The sequence below is a fragment of the Pleomorphomonas diazotrophica genome (assembly GCF_002844595.1).
Lineage (GTDB): Bacteria > Pseudomonadota > Alphaproteobacteria > Rhizobiales > Pleomorphomonadaceae > Pleomorphomonas > Pleomorphomonas diazotrophica.
The window spans coordinates 79741-95046 of the sequence record NZ_PJNW01000007.1 but is presented as its reverse complement, the minus strand read 5'-3'; the positions used below and the strand labels follow the sequence as shown (position 1 = coordinate 95046).

Genomic DNA, 15306 nt, shown 5'->3' with positions numbered 1-15306 from the left:
GTAGATCTCGCCGTCATAGGTACCGTGGGGATAGACGCCGCTCAGCACCTTCATCAGCGTCGACTTGCCGGCGCCATTTTCACCGCAGAGCGCGTGGATTTCGCCTTCCTCTACCGAAAAGCTGACGTCGCTCAACGCCTTGACGCCCGGAAACGTCTTGGTGATGTTGCGCATCTCGAGGATCACGCGCGACGCGGAGCGGCTCCCGGCGGCTGGGTCGGCCATGCTTTCCTCCCATGCGGGCGCTCCCACGCCCGACAAAAAGTCATCAGTTGATGACTTAATACGGGTGGCTGATTTCACCGTCAATGGTGAAGTGATAGGTAGCTTTGCGGGACGACCCATCGGCCGATCGGGCTATAGAGATGGGAACAGGCTTTGGAGGAAGGGCTGGGCATGGACGGGGAGAGCGGTGCGCGACGCCGGACCGGCAGGCGCCCCAAGACGGTGGAGTCGGGACGGACGGCGCTGCTGAGGGCGGCGATGCATCAGTTTTCCCGCAAGGGCTATGACGGCACGTCGCTCAGGGCAGTGGCTGATGAGGCCGGTGTCGACATGGCGCTGATCAATCGCCTTTTTGGCTCCAAGGCGGGGTTGTGGTCGGCGATGATCGATCTCGCCGCTATCCATGAAAGCCGCAACGCCGCGCTCCGGTCCATCAAGGACGACACAGGGATGAGCGTGCGGCAGCGGCTTGAACTGTTCATCGAGGTGGTCGTCGATGTTGCCATCGACCTGCCGGTATTTCCGGGCCTCCTGCTTCAGGAGGCGTCGATTCCGGGCGAGCGCATGGACATGCTGATGGATCGGTTGATCGGCCCGTTCGGGCAGGACGCCATGCCGCTGATCGAGGAGGGAATCCGCGAGAAGGTCATCGTCGATGTGGCGCCGAGCGTCTTCTTCTCGCTATTGATGAGCTCCATCACGCTGGCCATGGCGGCGCCGCACCACCGGCGGATGATCTCCACCGATCCGGTCGAGCTGGCGAACATCGTCAAGGCAGCGGCCAAGGCGATCTTCCTGAGGTGAGGCGAGTGTGATTATTCGGGGGAAGACGGGCGGCTCCTGCCATTGCCTCATCCTCGTGCCAGTGCGAGGTGTTCCTCACCAAACCCCGGGCAGAAGTCGCCAGCGTACCCGGCCGGCGAAATCCTCGTAGCCGGGAAGCTCGGCCCGGAGCAGCCGGTCTTCCCAGGCGGTGCGCAGCACGAGCAGGGCGGACGCCAGCGCGGCGGGCAGCAGCGCGATGACCGAGCCGAGCGCCAGCGCCATGCCGAAGAACAGGGCGATGGCGGCGACATAGCCGGGATGGCGCACGAAGCGGTAGGGACCGCCGTCGATCACCCGATGATGGCGTTCGGACTGGATGCGGACGCCCGGCTCGAAGAAGGGGTTGACCGCCTGTGCCCAGGCCGTCACCGCGATGCCCCAGAGCATCGCCGCATAACCAAGGACAATGAGCGAGAGCGGCAGAGGCAGCCAGTGAAACCGCCCGGCATCGAGCGCCGCGGCCGGCAGGATGGCCGCGATCGCCGGGAAAATGGCGGCGAGCAGCGCCCTGTCCCAGGCCTTGGTACCCTCCTGGAAACGACTCCGGGCGCGAAAGATGATCGGGTTGACGTAAGCGAGCAGCAGCGCCGATGCGCCGAAGGCGAGGACCAGCACGGCAATGAAAATCCACCCCGGCCACCAGGCGAGCGTGCCAGCCGGCAGGAAGATCAATAGAAGCAGCGCAATCGGCAGGCCGACGGCATAGGCGATGGCCTTGTTCCGCGACATGGCGGGCGGCTCACGGGGTGGTTCGGGCGTATCCATGGTGCCTTCCTTCCCGGCGAGGGGTTCACGGGGCGGCATCCATTCTACCACTGGACAAGCGCCCTGGCGCCCTCAGGCCGGCAGGCGCACCGTCGCCTTGAGGCCGCCATGCGGGCTCGGGCCGAGTTCGATGTCGCCGCCGTGGCTGCGAGCGACGTCGCGGGCGATGGCAAGGCCGAGGCCGGTGCCGGGCACATCCTGGTTGCGCGCCGCATCGAGCCGATAGAAGGGGCGGAACACCGCCTCCAGTTCGCTCTCGGGGATGCCGGGCCCGTCATCCTCGATGGTCACCGACAGCCAGCCCTCGCGCCGCTCGCCGGTGACCCAGACGGACGAGCGGCCGTAGCGGACGGCGTTGCCGACGAGGTTGGCGATCAGCCGGCGGAAGGCGGTGGGGCGCAGCGTCAACGCGCCATCGCCGCTGAAGGCGAAGTGGACCGTCCGCCCGGCCGGTTCGGCGGTCTGGCGCAGGCAGTCGGAAATCGTCGCCTCGACGTCCAGCGGCTGCGGCGCCTCGTCGGCGTCGCCCTTGGCAAAATCGACATAGGCCTCCAGCATGGCCTCCATCTCCGCGACGTCGGCCCTGAGGTCGGCGGTCTCCTCGCCATCGGGCAGCAGGGCGAGGCCCAGGCGGAAGCGGGTGAGGATGGTCTTGAGGTCGTGGCCGACGCCGGCCAGCATGGTGGTGCGCTGCTCGATCTGCCGCTCCAGGCGGCGGCGCATGCCGATGAAGGCGTGGGCGGCCTGCCGCACCTCGCGGGCACCGGTCGGTGCGAAGCCTTCCACCGGCCGGCCGCGGCCGAAGGCGTCGGCGGCGGCGGCCAGCCGTTCGATCGGCTTGATCTGGTTTCGCAGGAAAATCAGCGACACCAGCACCAGGAACAGGGCGGTGCTGACCATCCACACCAGGAAGAAATGCCAGTTGGCGGCATAGGCGAGGCTGCGGGCGAAATCGACCCGGAGCACGCCGCCATGGACGACCATCCTGACTTCGATGCGGTTGCCGTCGGAGAGGTCGTGGATGGAGAAGGGCCTGAGCGGCGTGCGCTTCTGGAGGGCGCCGGCCAGCATGCTGTGAACGATGTCGGCCGACGACCGGTGCGTCCGGCCGATCTCGCTGGGCGGCAGGATTTCCGCCGTCAGCCCCATGGCCCGTCCGGCGGTGGAGACGGTATCGGCCCGGAGCTCGTCGGGGAGGGCGGTGTTGTCGGCGATGCTGGCGAGGCCGAGGATGGAGCCGGCGACCGCATCGGACAGACGCTGGGTGACGAGGACCCAGTGGCGGTCCATGAAGACGCCGGTCAGCACGCCGAGCAGGATCAGCATCGGCACGACGACGATCAGCAGCGACCGGCCGAGCAGGCCCTTGGGCAGGGCGCGGTTGATGGCGTGGCCGGCGCCGGTCCAGGCACCGCGCACGAAGGCCGGGCTGTTGCGCGCGATGAAGAGGCGGACGTGACGGATGGCGTCGTCCAGCCGGTCAAGGCCGGCGGCAACGCGGCCGCGGGATTCAGCCGGCTCGGGGGTCTCCGTCATTTCGCTCACTCGAAGCGCAGGCGGTAGCCGACGCCGCGCACCGTTTGCAGGAACATGGGGTTGCCGGGGTCGATTTCAATCTTGCGGCGCAGGCGGTTGATCTGCACATCGATGGTGCGTTCGCCCACCTCGCCCGGCTCGCCGGCCAGCGCCTCGCGCGACAGCGTGCCATCGGGGCTCGCCGCGAACTGGCCGAGCAGTTGCCGCTCGCGGTCGGTGAGGCGCACCGGCGTCTCGCCGTCGTAGAGCTCCTCGCGCTTGGCGTTGAAGACGAAGCGGCCGAAGCGGACCTCCTCACGCGTCAAGGGCGCCTCGGGCAGCGGCCGCCGCCTCAGGATGTTGTTGAGGCGCAGCAGCAGCTCGCGCGGCTCGAAGGGCTTGGTGAGATAGTCGTCGGCACCGGCTTCGAGGCCGCGAATGCGGTCGGCGCCGTCCGACTTGGCAGTGAGCAGCAGGATGGGCACATCCTGCGCCGACCGGAGCGACTGGGTGAGGCTGAGGCCGTCCTCGCCCGGCATCATCACGTCGACCACCAGGATGTCGAACTCGATGGCCGAGATCTTGCGCCGGGCCTCGGCGGCATCGGCGGCAGCGGTGACGCGATAGCCGTGGCCGCCGAGATATTTGGCGAGGAGCTGGCGGATGCGGCTGTCGTCATCGACGACGAGAACGTGGCTGGCGCCATCGGCTGGGGCAATGGAGGCCATCGGTCAGTCTTCTCCGCCGGCGGGTGCGCCGGGCGCACGGACGTCGATCATGTTGCTCAGAAAGTCGCGGACAACGGCGCGTCCACCCGGCGGCAAGGGGGTAAGCGCCCTGGCGATGCGGGCATTCTGGCGGGCGGAGAGGTCGGTTGCCAGCCGTTCGCCCTTCTCGGAGGCGTAGAGCAGCCGCTCGCGACGGTCCACCGGGCCGGGGCGCTGCTCGATATAGCCGTCGTCGACGAGCTGCTTCAGGACGCGGCCGAGGCTCTGCTTGGTGATCTGCAGGATGTCCAGGAGGTCTGAGACGCGCAGGCCGGGGTTGCGCATCACGAAATAGACGACGCGATGGTGGGCCCGGCCGTAGCCGATGGCTTCCAGAATGTGGTCGGCCTCGCCGACGAAGTCGCGGTAGGCAAAGAACAAAAGCTCGATCAGCTCCAGATCGAGCCCCTCTCCGCCGCTGCCATCCTCGCGACTCGCATCGGGCTCATCGCCTTTGGAGATGGCGTCGAGGGGAAAATTTATGGCAGCCATGTTGACATACTTCGATTCATTTGTTACTTGAATGGCCATCACGACGAAACGATCGTTCGTATGACGCGGTCGTCACGGACATTCGGCGCCCTGAAGATGCTTCTCTCCAACGAGCATAACCGCTTGTCGGCGTCGAGGCAAAACGTGTCGCCTTCCGTGCCGTGCACTGTCCGGATGTGCCGGACAGCGGACAAAAAAGAAAAGGTCTGGGAGTTTCAAGATGGCCAGTGTTCCCTTTGACAGCCGCGACGGTGTGATCTGGTACGACGGCAAGTTCGTCGACTGGAAGGACGCCAAGGTTCACGTGCTGACCCACGCGCTTCATTATGGCAGCGCCGTCTTCGAGGGCGAGCGCGCCTATGGCGGCGAGGTCTACAAGCTCCGGGAGCACAGCCAGCGCCTGATCGAGTCGGCTGAGATCCTCGGCTTCAAGCTGCCCTACAGCCTTGAGGAGATCGAGGCGGCCACCAATGCGGCGCTGGCCCGTTCGGGCCTGGTCGACGCCTATGTCCGGCCGATCGCCTGGCGCGGCTCGGAAAACATGGGCGTCTCCGCCCCCAGCAATACCATCCACATGGCCATCGCCGTCTGGGAGTGGCCGAGCTACTTCAGCCCGGCCGAGAAGCTGAAGGGCATCCGCCTGACCTGGGCGCCCTACCGCCGCCCCGATCCGCTGACCATCCCCTGCAAGTCCAAGGCGGCCGGTCTCTACATGATCTGCACCATCTCCAAGCACGCGGCGGAGGCGCAGGGCTACACGGATGCCCTGATGCTCGACTATCGCGGCTATGTGGCGGAATCGACCGGCGCCAACATTGTCTTCGTCCGCGACGGCGAGCTGCACACGCCCGATCCGGACTGCTTCCTCGACAGCATCACCCGCCAGTCGGTGGAGGCGATCGCCGCCCGCCATGGCATCAAGGTCAACCGCCGGCACATCCTGCCGGAGGAGCTCACGACCTTCACCGAGGCCTTCCTCGTCGGCACCGCCGCCGAGGTGACGCCGATCTCCGAGATCGGCGAGCATCGCTTCAAGCCGGGCAAGATCAGCGAACTCCTGATGCACGCCTATCTCGACGAAGTGCAGCCCAAGAAGGTCGCCGCCGCCGAGTGACCGGTCCTGAGGTCCGACATTGATGAGGCCCCGTCGCATGCAAGTGCGGCGGGGTTTCCGCATTCGCGTGTCCTCTCGGGCGGAGGCTTACCGATACCAGGTCGGCCCGGTGACGAGCCTTTGGATCGTGAAGATCATGAGACCCATCGCCACCGCCGCGGCCAGCCAGAAGGGCATTCCCATGCCTTGGAAGTAGACGAGGACAGCGAGGACGAAGGCGAGCGGGCCCAGAAGCCCGGCGGCAAGGAGAAACAGCAGGCCTCGGGATCGCCGGTTGAAGTAGAGGTAGCCCCTCTCGGCGCCGCAGGTGGCGCAGACGAAATCCGTCTTGGAGACGGGGCTCAGGCAGTATGGGCAGTGCGCCATGTCACGACCTACTTGAACGAGAAGACGAAGGCACGATCGGTGTCGGAAATCCGCCGGTCGTCGAGCCGGCTCGCATCCTGGCGGACGCGGTCGAGGCCACGATCGGGCCCGGCGTCCAGCTCCTCCCTGACCCAGGCGGCGCTGAACAGGGTGGCGAGGTAATCCTCGAGTTCCCCGAGCTTGCGGATCAGGTCACGGCGGGCAACCCGCCCCTCTTCGGAGACGGCCGGAATCGCCACGACGTAATCCACCGCCAGTCGAAACTGCCGTTCCAGCTGTCTGGCGCCGTCTTCGCCAAGGCAGAGCTGTCCGGCCAGCCGGACGCGATGGGCAAGCAAGGCGCAAGCGGTCTCGATGTTCCTGTCGATCTCCGAGAGATGCGCGGATAATACGGCGCCGCGCCGCTCCTGTATTTTCGGGTGCATGGCATCCTCAATATGGCTTACGTGACCTGAAACTATGAAAACTAAGTATTTCCAGTGCTTTATCGAAAAGTCAGGCTTGGGTTGACGACCTGTGAAAGCCTGGCCGTACTGATCTTGCGACGTCCGCGATGCCTCGTGGCCGGTCGAGCCGCCACGGTGACCGCATTCACCTTGGATCGTTGTCTTGTTGTACTGTGGGAACGCAGCGCCTCTTGCGGCGTTGAAATCGGGATAACGGGGGAATGCTGTATAAAGCCAGGGAACGAAATGAAAGCTCTCAAACAATACGACGGAAAAACTCCGTCGACCACCCTTCGCGTGGAAAACCGAGCGTCAGGTCAGTTCGATCCGTATATATGACAGGCTATATCCTTGCAAGCGCCGGTCAACTTTGAGGCGGCTCGGCTTTGAGAGGAGCGAAGATGACCCTTTCAGATCCCTGGGACAGCGAGACGGCCAAAGCCTACGACAAACTCGATGCGGCGATGTTCGCGCCCGCCGTTCTGGGACCGATGGTCGACCGGCTCGCCGCGCTGGCCGGCGGCGGCCGGGCGCTGGAGTTCGCCATCGGAACCGGGCGGGTCGCCATCCCGCTCCATGAAAAGGGCGTCCCGGTCACCGGCATCGAGCTGTCGACGGCGATGATCGACGAGCTGCGCGGCAAGGTCGATGACGCGACGATTCCGGTGATCGTCGGCGACATGGCCACGGCCTCGGCGCCGGGCCGCTTCAGCCTCGTCTATCTCGTCTACAACACCATCACCAATCTTCTGAGCCAGCGGGAACAGGTCGCCTGCTTCCGCAATGCGGCGCGGCACCTCGAGGCCGGCGGGCGCTTCGTGCTGGAGCTCGGCGTTCCCGATCTGCGCAAGCTGCCGCCCGGCCAGACGGCCGTCGTCTTCGCCGATCAGCCTGGCTACATCGGCCTCGATACCTATGATCTCCTGAACCAGCGCGTCGTGTCGCATCACTTCCGCTTCGGCGACGACCGGCAGGCGAACCTCTTGCGCTCCGCCCACCGCTACGTCTGGCCGACGGAGCTGGACCTGATGGCGGAGCTCGCCGGCTTCGAGCTGGAAGAGAGGTCGGCGGACTGGGCGGGAGCGCCGTTCACCGCCGAGTCCGGCTCGCATGTCTCGATCTACCGGCTTGCCCGCTGACGGTCAGCCGTTGGCGGCGGCCTGCCTTTTCAGAACGTCGGCGCAGGCGGCCGACAGCTCGCTCTTGTGGTCGGCGAAGCACTGGCGCAGCTCGCCACTTCCCGGCGAGAAGTCGCTGCACAGGCGCTGGTAGTCGGAGTAGCAGGCCTTGCGCATTTCCGAGCGCGAGGGAGCCTGGGCGGCCACGGCTGCCGCCGAGGCGAACAGGCAGACAAGGGCAACGGAGAGGGCACGAAGTCGCATGTTTGTCTCCTTCACCAGCAGCGCCGGCCGGCGCCGACCACCGTGCGCTTGGGACCGGCATAGACCACGCCGCCGGCCCGGCAGCGCGGCTCGCGGACGGGCACAACGACCGGTGCGACGGGGTAGGGCATCACGGCGACCGGAGGCGGAGCATAGTAGTAATGCGGAGGAACCACAACGACGGGCGCGGGCGCCACTCGGACGGGCGGCGCGACGACCACGACGCTGCCGGCCGAGGCGGGCAGCGCCCCCAGGGCGAGGGCAAAGACGGCGAGGGGCAGGCGAAAACGGGTTTGCATGGTCAGCATCTCCAGGGGGTGGTTAGGCTTGACCTTGCTGCTACGTCCGGCCGGCGGCTTTCCCTCGTTCAGCCCTTGCGAAACCTTTCGACCAGCGAGCGGCGCTGGGCCGGGGGCAGGACGGCGAGCATGTCGACGAAGGCATCGACATAGACGTCGCCCATAAGGCCGCGATGGCCGCGTGCTTCGACGATGGCTGCCTTGACGGCGCCGGTGTCGACGGTTTCGGCCGCGATCAGGCTGGCCGCCCTCTCCAGGGCGGCGCGATAGCCGCTCCGTTCCGCCTCCAGCACGGGGCGGCTCGCCTCCAGCCTGGACCGAAGCATCTCGCCCGCCTCGCCGGGCAGGCGCGCGGTCAGGGCGTCCAGCATCTGGGGCGGTATCGGGTCGGACAGCAGCGCCAAGGGACGAATGCGGTAGAGCGCGTAACCGTAGCCGACGAGGGCGGCGTTGAGGGCGACCGACAGGAGGAGGGCGGCGATCAGGAGTGTGCGCAGGCGCATGGCTCAGCCTCCGAGGCCGGGAAGGGCGAGGTCGCCGGCCTCGATCACGAAGGCGATCGGGTCGAGTGCCGGCGGAGCCAGCGGTCCGTGCAGCGCCAGGATCATGCCGAAGGCCGCCGACGCGGCGAGCCCGCCGGCGCCGGCCACCGCCCAGGCGACAAGGCGCCCCAAGGAAAGGCGCGGCCGGGCGGCGATCCGGTCGAGGGTGCCGGCGATGGCCCGTCCGACCCGGTCGGGCGTGGGAGCATCGACGTCGGCCGCCGCAAGGTCGGCTTCGAGGTCGGCCAGCTCGGCGAGCCAGGCGACCGCCCAGGGTTCGGCCGCCAACGGTGTTGCTTCGGCGCGCAGTCCGGCCGGCCAGCGGGTGAGATCGGCACCGTAGATCATCGCCGTCTCGCGGAATTCTTCCTTGCCCATCATGGAGTTCTTCCCTTCGTGCTTGCCGAGACCCAGGCCTTCAGCGCCGCGCGCCCCCGCCCGAGCAGGGACTCGAAGCTCTTCTCGCTGACATTCATCGCCGCCGCCCCCTCGCGGCCGGTGAGGCCTTCGAGGTGGAACAGCGTCAGCGCCGCCCGCTGCCGCTCCGGCAGGGCGGCGAGACCCGAGCCGAGCAGCCTGACGCGCTCGCGCCGAACCAGAGTTTCCTCGCCGTCCGGCGCGCTGTCGGCCACGTCCAGCGCGTCGTCGAGCGGCGCATGGCCGGGCCGGCGCGCCCGGTCGAGCGCCAGGTTCATGACGATGCGATAGAGCCAGGTGGTGAACTGGGCCCTGTCCTCGTCGAACCGCGACGCGTGCTTCCATACCCTGACGAAGGCCTCCTGCGCCACGTCGTCGGCGGCGGCGGAATCGCGCAACACCCGCTCGGCGAGCCGGATGGCGCGCGCCATGTGGCGATCCATGAGAAGGCGAAGCGCCCGCTGGTCGCCGGCGGAGATTCGCTTGAGGAGGCTTTCGTCGGTGTCGGCCTGCATGGTGCCCGGTGTTGCTCGTTCCGGTGCTGCTACGGGGCGGCTGGCGATTCCCCTCGCGACAAACGAAGGAAAGGCGGTGTTCCTTCGTAGCAGGGGGACACACGGCTCAAGGTCCGAGATGATAGCAGCCCCAACATCCGAGAGCACCACCCGTTCGCTGCGGAGGCGCATCCGCCCCCTTCCGGTCGTCCTTCTCCTCCTCGCGGCGGCGGGTGCCGTCGCCTATGCGTCGTCGGTCACCACGCCGGTGAAGCTTCGCGGCGCGATGGTGACCGAGACCGCATTCGAGGAAACGGTGACCGGCGTCGGCACGCTGACGGCCGAAGGACGGGCGGTGCTCGCCGCGCCGGTGCAGGCGGTTCTTCTTTCGATCGACGTCACGGCGGGTCAGGCGGTGACGGCCGGCACTGTCATCGCCAGCTTCGACGCGCGGGCGGCCGAGGCCGACCTGCGTGCGACAAGAGCCAAGGCCGAGGCGGCCGGCCGGGCGCTCGAAAGCGCCGACGCCGCGCTCGCCAAGGCGCGGGCAGCCGCGTCCGAGGCCACCGCCCGCCTTCAGCGGCTCGAGGCGCTGGCGCGGTCCGGCCACGCCACGGCGGCCGATCGCGACAGCGCGGCGACGGCGGCGGAAACCGCCGGTCTCGACGTGCGCGCGGCGGAGGCGGCCCGGGCATCGTCGGCGGCCGACGCTGCGGCGGCCGACGCCTCGGCTGACGAGTTGTCGGCGCGGCTCGCCGACTACACGCTGAAGGCACCCTTTTCCGGCGTCGTCACCAACGTGCCGGCCAGCGCGCATACCCTGGTCTCGCCGGGAAGCCCGGTGGTCGAGATGGTCGATCCCGCAACGCTGTCCGCCGACATCCGGCTCGACGAGGCGTCGATGGCCAAGGTTTCCGCCGGCGCGCCGGCCAGCCTCAGCATTCTTGCCATGAACAGGACGGTGGCGGGCCGGGTGGCGGTGGTCGACCGCTCGCTCGACCCGGCGACGCGGGAGGGTCGGATACGGGTGCGCCTCGCTGCGCCCCCCGACGGCTGGGCGATCGGCCAGCGGGTGACGGCATCGATCACCGTCGGCCGGGTGCCGGACGCCACCGTGGCGCCGCTGATGGCGCTCGGCTGGGAGGATCGCACCCCCTATGTGCTGGCCGCCGAGGCCGGGCGGGCGCGTCAACATCCCGTCGATGTGCTTGCTTATGGCGAGGACAGCGTCCGCCTGGACGGCGTCGCGCCGGGAACGCGGCTGTTGCCGCCCGGCAGCGTCCGGCCGGGGCGGCGGGTGGAGGTCATCGAGTGAACCTTGCCATCCGCGACATCGGCCGGTCCGCCGCGCGCTTCCTGCTCACCGCCTTCGGCATCGGCCTGCTCACCTCCGGCAGCCTGGTGATGCAGGGCATCTATCGCGGCATCGTCACCGACGCGACCAAGCTGGTGCGGACGGTGGACGCCGATCTCTGGGTGGTGGAAGCGGGGACGACCGGCCCCTTCGCCGAAACCTCGCGCGTGCCACGGTCACTGGCCGACCGGGTCGCCGCCGTGCCGGGCATCGAGGCGGCGCGGGCTTTCGCGCTCGCCTCGGAGACGGTGACCACAGGCGGGCGGCGGCAGACCGCCTCGCTCCTGTCGCTGGACCTGCCGGATGACGGCGGCTGGCTGCCGCTTCAGTCCGGCCGCCTGCTGAGATCGGCCGGCGAGATCGTCACCGATGCCTCGCTCGGCGTGCCCATCGGCGGCGCCGTCGCGGTGGGTGGCGAAATGCTGACCGTCGTCGGGCTGATGGAGGGCATGGTCGAGCCGAGCGGCGACCCGATGGCCGCCGTCACTGCAGCCGACTTCCGCCGCATCCAGGCCTACCGGCCGCCGGAGGCGGTGGAGCTCGCCCGCGCCGGCGGCGACAGTTCGACCGGCGAGGGGGCGGGCCTCTCAGCCGTCACCGCGTCGGTCCAGCCTGGGCGATCGCTGGCCGAGGTGCTCGACCGCATCCGGACGTGGCCTGACGTGGCGGTGCTGACGCGCGACGACCAACTCTCCCTGGTGATCAACGGCCGCCTCGAACGGCTGCGAAAGCAGATCCTGCTGTTCACCGGCCTGTTGTCGGTGATCACCGCCGCCGTCGTCACCGTGACCATCTACGCCATGACGGTGGAGAAGCAGCACACCATCGCCCTTCTCAAGCTGATGGGCGCCCGCGACATCATCGTCCTCCGACTGATCCTCGATCAGACCGGGCTGCTCGCCCTCTCCGGCATCGCGCTCGGCTTCTGGATCGAGGCGACCGTGGCGCCGCTGTTCCCGCGCCGCATCGTGGTGGACACCGGCGCGGCGCTGCAGGTGTCGGCGATCGTCGTCGTCACCTGCCTCATCGGCTCGGTGGCCGGCATCTGGCGAGCCTCGCGCATCGACGCCCGCGAGGCGCTGTCGTGACGGCCGTTCTGACGATCGACCGGGTAAGTCGCGTCTTTGAGAGTGGTGGCGAGCGCATCGCCGTGCTCGACGGCGCGTCGCTCACCGTTGCCGCCGGCGAGATGGTCGCCCTCAAGGGGCCGAGCGGCTCGGGCAAGAGCACGCTGCTGCTCATCGCCGGCGCGCTCGACCGACCCGACGACGGCACCGTCACCGTCGCCGGGATGCGCCTCTTTCCCGATCGTCATCCCGAGTCGGCATTGCGCGCCCTGCGCCGCCGGGCCATCGGCTTCGTGTTCCAGAAGGCCAATCTCGTGCCCTTCCTGACCGCCGCCGAGAATGTGGAACTCGCCCGCTTCATCGATGGGGCGCCGCGCGGCGAGGCGAGGGTGCGGGCACGCGAGCTCCTGACGACGCTCGGCCTCGGCGAACGGCTCGGCAGCCTGCCGTCGCGCCTGTCCGGCGGCGAGCAGCAGCGGGTGGCGGTGGCGCGGGCGCTGGCCAACCGGCCGGCGCTGATCCTCGCCGACGAGCCGACGGCGGCGCTCGACGGCGCGCGAGGGCGGCAGGTGCTGGAACTCCTGAAGGGCGCGGCGAAGACCGGCGTCGGCGTGCTGGTGGTCACCCATGACGACCGGGCGCTGGACCTGTTCGACCGGGTGGTATCGATCGCCGACGGAAAGATCGTCCGTGACGGCGAGGGATCGGCGGCGGCGGGGCGTAGCAAGGCCGTTACCTTCAGCGACACGGAGCAGTCATGACCCTCCCGCAACGAATAATCGCCGCCAGCTTCACCTCGCTCTTCCTCGGCATCGGTTCGGCCATGGCCGCCGATCTCGCGGCGCCGGATTCCGTGACGGTTCCCCAGGCCGAGGCATCGGCCTTCGACTGGACGGGCTTCTATGTCGGCGCCAGCATCGGTTACGGCTTCGGTGAGGAGACCACCGACCTCCAGGCCTTTCCCGATGTGCCGGCTGTCGATTTCGGCGCGTTCGACCTCGACGGCATGACCGGCGGCGTCCAGGCCGGCTACAACAGGCAGTTCGGCTCCTTCGTCGCCGGCATCGAGGCCGACTTCCAGATGACGGGCTTCGACGGGCAGGGCTCCGGCAGCGTCAACAGCGTGAACACGGACACCGATTTCGGCATCGACTGGTACGGCACGCTGCGCCCGCGCGTCGGCTATGCCTTCGATCGCACGCTGGTCTACGCGACGGGCGGCTTCGCGTTCGGCAGCGTCTCCGGCACCATCGACGCCGATGACGGCGGCAGCGTTGCGGCTCGGGTCGAGTCCGACAGCGCCGGCCTCGGTTACGCGGTGGGCGCCGGCATCGAGCACGCCCTCACCGAGAACCTGTCGATCAAGGCCGAATACCAGTATGTGCATCTCAGGGCCGAGGGGCACGGCGTCGTTTCCTCCGGCGGCGTCGATACCGGTGTTACCGCCTCGACCTCCTTTGAGCCAAATCTGCATACGGCGAAGGTCGGCCTCAACTATCGGTTCTGAAAAGAGCCTTGCGCCGCCCGCCGCCTTGACCCAGAGAGAAACGCAGCCGGCGGCCCCATGCCGCCGGCTTCGATCATTGGCGGGAGGCGAGGGTGGAGCTGCTTGAGGGAGGACGCGGGGGAATATGCCGCGATGGCGACACCGTCACGCGGCCGGCCGGCCCGTGGACGCCGACGGTGCATCGCTTTCTCCGTCATTTGAGGGACCGCGGCTTTACCGGCGCGCCCATTCCGATCGCCATCACCGAGCCCGGGCAGGAGGTGGTGAGCTTCGTCGAGGGCCGCGTCTCGGAGGATTTGAGCGATCCGCTTGTCGGTTCCGAGGATATGCTGCGGTCGGCGGGCGAACTTCTTCGCGACTTTCATGCGGCGTCGCGCGGTTTCCTTGAGGCCGATCGGCAGGTGCAGACCTTTATGCTCGATCCGAGGGAACCGTGCGAGATTGTCTGCCACGGCGATTTCGCACCCTACAATGTCGCCGGCGACGGCGGCCGGGCCGTCGGCCTCATCGACTTCGACACCATTCATCCGGCGCCGGCGCTCTGGGACCTCGCCTATGCCGTCTACCGATGGGCGCCGCTGTTCTCGCCGGGCCATCAGGGCGGCGTGTTCGACGAGGACACCCAGCTTCGGCGGGCGCGGATCTTCTGCGACGCCTATGGCGCGACGTCCGAGCAGCGGCGGCAGTTGCCGGACATGATCGCGGAGCGCCTCGGGGCGCTCGTCGCCTTCATGCGGGGGAGAGCCGAGGCGGGCGATGAGGCTTTCGTGGAGGACGTGGAGGCTGGCGAGGCCGCGCTCTATCTTGCGGACATCGCCTATATCGAACGCATTGGCGGCCGGCTCCGGCAGATGCTTCGCTGACCTTGTTCCCGCGCATCCGCTGATCCGAAAAGTCTGCAACTTTTCGGGCGGATGCTGTAACGGACTTTTACCTATAGGAAATCTGAAGGGAGCTTTCAGAAGTTGCGATTAGGTCGTGGCGGCTTCCGGGCCTATATTGAGGGCGTCAAGAGAGAAGAGAAAAGAGGCCGGAAACCTCCGGTCTGGAAAGAAGGAAGATCGAAATGTTCGCCACCCTCAAGCGTACCGCCAAGGCCCTCCGCGTTCCGACCCAGGCCGAGCTCGATCTCGCCTACCTCAACGAAGCCGGCGACCGCTACGACCTCGAAGCCCGCGAGCGCAACCTCAGCCGCCGCAGCCTCAACCGCGCCCTCGGCTTCTGAGGAGCGGACGGCCAGACCAGCCGACAGAATGATCCGACGTTGAGCGCTCGACCTGACCGGTTCGGGCGCTTTGTCGTTTCTGGCCCCAGCGACTTCCGGCCGACAATATCGACTTCACCAAGCCGCAAGTATTTCATGATATGAAGAACTTGCCGGCGTTCGGGGCACGAAAGTCCCGTCCGGCATCCGGGGAAGGGGACTATCATGAAGTTTGCATTCGTGGTCGGCGCGCTTGCCGCCGCCCTGCCGACGCTTGCCGTTGCCGGCGAAAAGGTCGACATGGCCGAACTCACCTGCCAGCAGTTCCTGGCCGATGAAGAGGGCATCCTGCCGACGGTGGTGTGGATCGACGGTTATCTCAGCCACCAGAGCGGCAACACGGTGATCGACATGGATCAGCTGGTGGCCAACGTGAAGCAGATCGCCGACGAATGCGCCGGCGAGCCCGACAAGAAGATCATGGAGCTGGTGCCGGAAGAATAATCGGCGCCGTCCATGGATCGA

Annotated in this window: 22 protein-coding genes; 10 read left to right on the top strand and 12 right to left on the bottom strand. The window is 67.8% G+C overall.

Annotated elements, in window-relative coordinates:
* Positions 1 to 225 (bottom strand): ATP-binding cassette domain-containing protein (locus CXZ10_RS11145; RefSeq protein WP_143741516.1); only part of this gene is annotated, 225 nt, incomplete at its 3' end.
* Positions 226 to 396: 171 nt separating this feature from the next.
* Between CXZ10_RS11145 and CXZ10_RS11140 the strand changes: the two genes are divergently transcribed.
* A complete protein-coding gene (locus tag CXZ10_RS11140; RefSeq protein WP_101289234.1) occupies positions 397 to 1029 on the top strand; it encodes a TetR/AcrR family transcriptional regulator in 633 nt (210 codons plus the stop codon).
* 75 nt (positions 1030 to 1104) lie between these two features.
* Here CXZ10_RS11140 and CXZ10_RS11135 read toward each other — a convergent pair whose 3' ends face one another.
* The 4 genes from CXZ10_RS11135 to CXZ10_RS11120 all read right to left on the bottom strand — a co-directional run bounded on the left by CXZ10_RS11135 (position 1105) and on the right by CXZ10_RS11120 (position 4589).
* Complete coding sequence (locus tag CXZ10_RS11135; protein ID WP_210199907.1) at positions 1105 to 1815, bottom strand: methyltransferase family protein; 711 nt, start codon at positions 1813 to 1815, stop codon at positions 1105 to 1107.
* Positions 1816 to 1887: 72 nt separating this feature from the next.
* Complete coding sequence (locus tag CXZ10_RS11130) at positions 1888 to 3351, bottom strand: ATP-binding protein (RefSeq protein ID WP_101289233.1); 1464 nt, start codon at positions 3349 to 3351, stop codon at positions 1888 to 1890.
* Between the two features lie 5 nt (positions 3352 to 3356).
* Positions 3357 to 4058 carry a response regulator gene (locus CXZ10_RS11125; RefSeq protein ID WP_101289232.1) on the bottom strand — a complete coding sequence of 234 codons (702 nt, stop codon included), beginning with the start codon at positions 4056 to 4058 and terminating at the stop codon, positions 3357 to 3359.
* A 3-nt stretch (positions 4059 to 4061) separates the two neighbouring features.
* Positions 4062 to 4589, bottom strand: coding sequence for a MarR family winged helix-turn-helix transcriptional regulator (locus tag CXZ10_RS11120; protein WP_101289231.1), 528 nt, complete (start codon positions 4587 to 4589; stop codon positions 4062 to 4064).
* A gap of 220 nt (positions 4590 to 4809) precedes the next feature.
* Here CXZ10_RS11120 and CXZ10_RS11115 point away from each other — a divergent pair, with 220 nt between their 5' ends.
* On the top strand, positions 4810 to 5703 hold the full coding sequence (locus tag CXZ10_RS11115; protein ID WP_101289230.1) for a branched-chain amino acid aminotransferase: 894 nt from the start codon (positions 4810 to 4812) through the stop codon (positions 5701 to 5703).
* Positions 5704 to 5790: 87 nt separating this feature from the next.
* On the opposite strand, the gene CXZ10_RS11110 is transcribed toward CXZ10_RS11115, so the two are convergent.
* Both CXZ10_RS11110 and CXZ10_RS11105 read right to left on the bottom strand, forming a co-directional pair.
* Entirely contained in the window at positions 5791 to 6069 is a 279-nt protein-coding gene (locus CXZ10_RS11110) for a hypothetical protein (RefSeq protein WP_101289229.1), read from the bottom strand.
* A gap of 8 nt (positions 6070 to 6077) precedes the next feature.
* The gene (locus tag CXZ10_RS11105) at positions 6078 to 6494 is read right to left on the bottom strand and encodes a hypothetical protein (protein ID WP_101289228.1); all 417 of its coding nucleotides are present in this window, start codon (positions 6492 to 6494) and stop codon (positions 6078 to 6080) included.
* Between the two features lie 422 nt (positions 6495 to 6916).
* Between CXZ10_RS11105 and CXZ10_RS11100 the strand changes: the two genes are divergently transcribed.
* A complete protein-coding gene (locus tag CXZ10_RS11100) occupies positions 6917 to 7654 on the top strand; it encodes a class I SAM-dependent methyltransferase (RefSeq protein WP_101289227.1) in 738 nt (245 codons plus the stop codon).
* Between the two features lie 3 nt (positions 7655 to 7657).
* On the opposite strand, the gene CXZ10_RS11095 is transcribed toward CXZ10_RS11100, so the two are convergent.
* From CXZ10_RS11095 to CXZ10_RS11075, 5 genes are all read right to left on the bottom strand, one after another.
* Positions 7658 to 7897: a hypothetical protein gene (locus CXZ10_RS11095; protein ID WP_101289226.1), complete on the bottom strand. Its 240-nt coding sequence runs from the start codon at positions 7895 to 7897 to the stop codon at positions 7658 to 7660.
* Positions 7898 to 7908: 11 nt separating this feature from the next.
* Positions 7909 to 8196 carry a hypothetical protein gene (locus tag CXZ10_RS11090; protein WP_101289225.1) on the bottom strand — a complete coding sequence of 96 codons (288 nt, stop codon included), beginning with the start codon at positions 8194 to 8196 and terminating at the stop codon, positions 7909 to 7911.
* Between the two features lie 68 nt (positions 8197 to 8264).
* Positions 8265 to 8699, bottom strand: coding sequence for a periplasmic heavy metal sensor (locus CXZ10_RS11085; RefSeq protein WP_101289224.1), 435 nt, complete (start codon positions 8697 to 8699; stop codon positions 8265 to 8267).
* Between the two features lie 3 nt (positions 8700 to 8702).
* Positions 8703 to 9119 (bottom strand): hypothetical protein, encoded by a 417-nt coding sequence (locus tag CXZ10_RS11080; RefSeq protein ID WP_101289223.1) that lies wholly within the window; start codon positions 9117 to 9119, stop codon positions 8703 to 8705.
* Complete coding sequence (locus tag CXZ10_RS11075; protein WP_101289242.1) at positions 9116 to 9841, bottom strand: RNA polymerase sigma factor; 726 nt, start codon at positions 9839 to 9841, stop codon at positions 9116 to 9118. The genes CXZ10_RS11080 and CXZ10_RS11075 overlap by 4 nt, the downstream gene beginning before the upstream one ends.
* On the opposite strand from CXZ10_RS11075, the gene CXZ10_RS11070 reads away from it, so the two are divergent.
* The 7 genes from CXZ10_RS11070 to CXZ10_RS11040 all read left to right on the top strand — a co-directional run bounded on the left by CXZ10_RS11070 (position 9789) and on the right by CXZ10_RS11040 (position 15285).
* Positions 9789 to 10964, top strand: coding sequence for an efflux RND transporter periplasmic adaptor subunit (locus CXZ10_RS11070; protein WP_180335955.1), 1176 nt, complete (start codon positions 9789 to 9791; stop codon positions 10962 to 10964). The genes CXZ10_RS11075 and CXZ10_RS11070 overlap by 53 nt on opposite strands.
* Positions 10961 to 12091, top strand: a complete 1131-nt coding sequence (locus tag CXZ10_RS11065; RefSeq protein ID WP_101289221.1) for an ABC transporter permease — start codon at positions 10961 to 10963, stop codon at positions 12089 to 12091. Before CXZ10_RS11070 ends, CXZ10_RS11065 begins: the two co-directional genes overlap by 4 nt.
* Positions 12088 to 12831 carry an ABC transporter ATP-binding protein gene (locus CXZ10_RS11060; protein ID WP_101289220.1) on the top strand — a complete coding sequence of 248 codons (744 nt, stop codon included), beginning with the start codon at positions 12088 to 12090 and terminating at the stop codon, positions 12829 to 12831. The genes CXZ10_RS11065 and CXZ10_RS11060 overlap by 4 nt, the downstream gene beginning before the upstream one ends.
* Complete coding sequence (locus tag CXZ10_RS11055) at positions 12828 to 13577, top strand: outer membrane protein (RefSeq protein WP_101289219.1); 750 nt, start codon at positions 12828 to 12830, stop codon at positions 13575 to 13577. Before CXZ10_RS11060 ends, CXZ10_RS11055 begins: the two co-directional genes overlap by 4 nt.
* Positions 13578 to 13669: 92 nt before the next feature.
* Complete coding sequence (locus CXZ10_RS11050) at positions 13670 to 14440, top strand: phosphotransferase enzyme family protein (RefSeq protein ID WP_101289218.1); 771 nt, start codon at positions 13670 to 13672, stop codon at positions 14438 to 14440.
* 203 nt (positions 14441 to 14643) lie between these two features.
* Positions 14644 to 14802 (top strand): DUF3563 domain-containing protein, encoded by a 159-nt coding sequence (locus CXZ10_RS11045; RefSeq protein WP_101289217.1) that lies wholly within the window; start codon positions 14644 to 14646, stop codon positions 14800 to 14802.
* 204 nt (positions 14803 to 15006) lie between these two features.
* Positions 15007 to 15285, top strand: coding sequence for an HdeA/HdeB family chaperone (locus CXZ10_RS11040; protein WP_101289216.1), 279 nt, complete (start codon positions 15007 to 15009; stop codon positions 15283 to 15285).
* Positions 15286 to 15306 lie beyond the last annotated feature (21 nt).

Coding starts and splice junctions, on each gene's coding strand:
- CXZ10_RS11140 (WP_101289234.1), top strand. CDS start 397: ATGGACGGGGAGAGCGGTGCGCGACGCCGGACCGGCAGGCGCCCCAAG.
- CXZ10_RS11135 (WP_210199907.1), bottom strand. CDS start 1,815: ATGGATACGCCCGAACCACCCCGTGAGCCGCCCGCCATGTCGCGGAAC.
- CXZ10_RS11130 (WP_101289233.1), bottom strand. CDS start 3,351: ATGACGGAGACCCCCGAGCCGGCTGAATCCCGCGGCCGCGTTGCCGCC.
- CXZ10_RS11125 (WP_101289232.1), bottom strand. CDS start 4,058: ATGGCCTCCATTGCCCCAGCCGATGGCGCCAGCCACGTTCTCGTCGTC.
- CXZ10_RS11120 (WP_101289231.1), bottom strand. CDS start 4,589: ATGGCTGCCATAAATTTTCCCCTCGACGCCATCTCCAAAGGCGATGAG.
- CXZ10_RS11115 (WP_101289230.1), top strand. CDS start 4,810: ATGGCCAGTGTTCCCTTTGACAGCCGCGACGGTGTGATCTGGTACGAC.
- CXZ10_RS11110 (WP_101289229.1), bottom strand. CDS start 6,069: ATGGCGCACTGCCCATACTGCCTGAGCCCCGTCTCCAAGACGGATTTC.
- CXZ10_RS11105 (WP_101289228.1), bottom strand. CDS start 6,494: ATGCACCCGAAAATACAGGAGCGGCGCGGCGCCGTATTATCCGCGCAT.
- CXZ10_RS11100 (WP_101289227.1), top strand. CDS start 6,917: ATGACCCTTTCAGATCCCTGGGACAGCGAGACGGCCAAAGCCTACGAC.
- CXZ10_RS11095 (WP_101289226.1), bottom strand. CDS start 7,897: ATGCGACTTCGTGCCCTCTCCGTTGCCCTTGTCTGCCTGTTCGCCTCG.
- CXZ10_RS11090 (WP_101289225.1), bottom strand. CDS start 8,196: ATGCAAACCCGTTTTCGCCTGCCCCTCGCCGTCTTTGCCCTCGCCCTG.
- CXZ10_RS11085 (WP_101289224.1), bottom strand. CDS start 8,699: ATGCGCCTGCGCACACTCCTGATCGCCGCCCTCCTCCTGTCGGTCGCC.
- CXZ10_RS11080 (WP_101289223.1), bottom strand. CDS start 9,119: ATGATGGGCAAGGAAGAATTCCGCGAGACGGCGATGATCTACGGTGCC.
- CXZ10_RS11070 (WP_180335955.1), top strand. CDS start 9,789: ATGATAGCAGCCCCAACATCCGAGAGCACCACCCGTTCGCTGCGGAGG.
- CXZ10_RS11075 (WP_101289242.1), bottom strand. CDS start 9,841: ATGCGCCTCCGCAGCGAACGGGTGGTGCTCTCGGATGTTGGGGCTGCT.
- CXZ10_RS11055 (WP_101289219.1), top strand. CDS start 12,828: ATGACCCTCCCGCAACGAATAATCGCCGCCAGCTTCACCTCGCTCTTC.
- CXZ10_RS11045 (WP_101289217.1), top strand. CDS start 14,644: ATGTTCGCCACCCTCAAGCGTACCGCCAAGGCCCTCCGCGTTCCGACC.
- CXZ10_RS11040 (WP_101289216.1), top strand. CDS start 15,007: ATGAAGTTTGCATTCGTGGTCGGCGCGCTTGCCGCCGCCCTGCCGACG.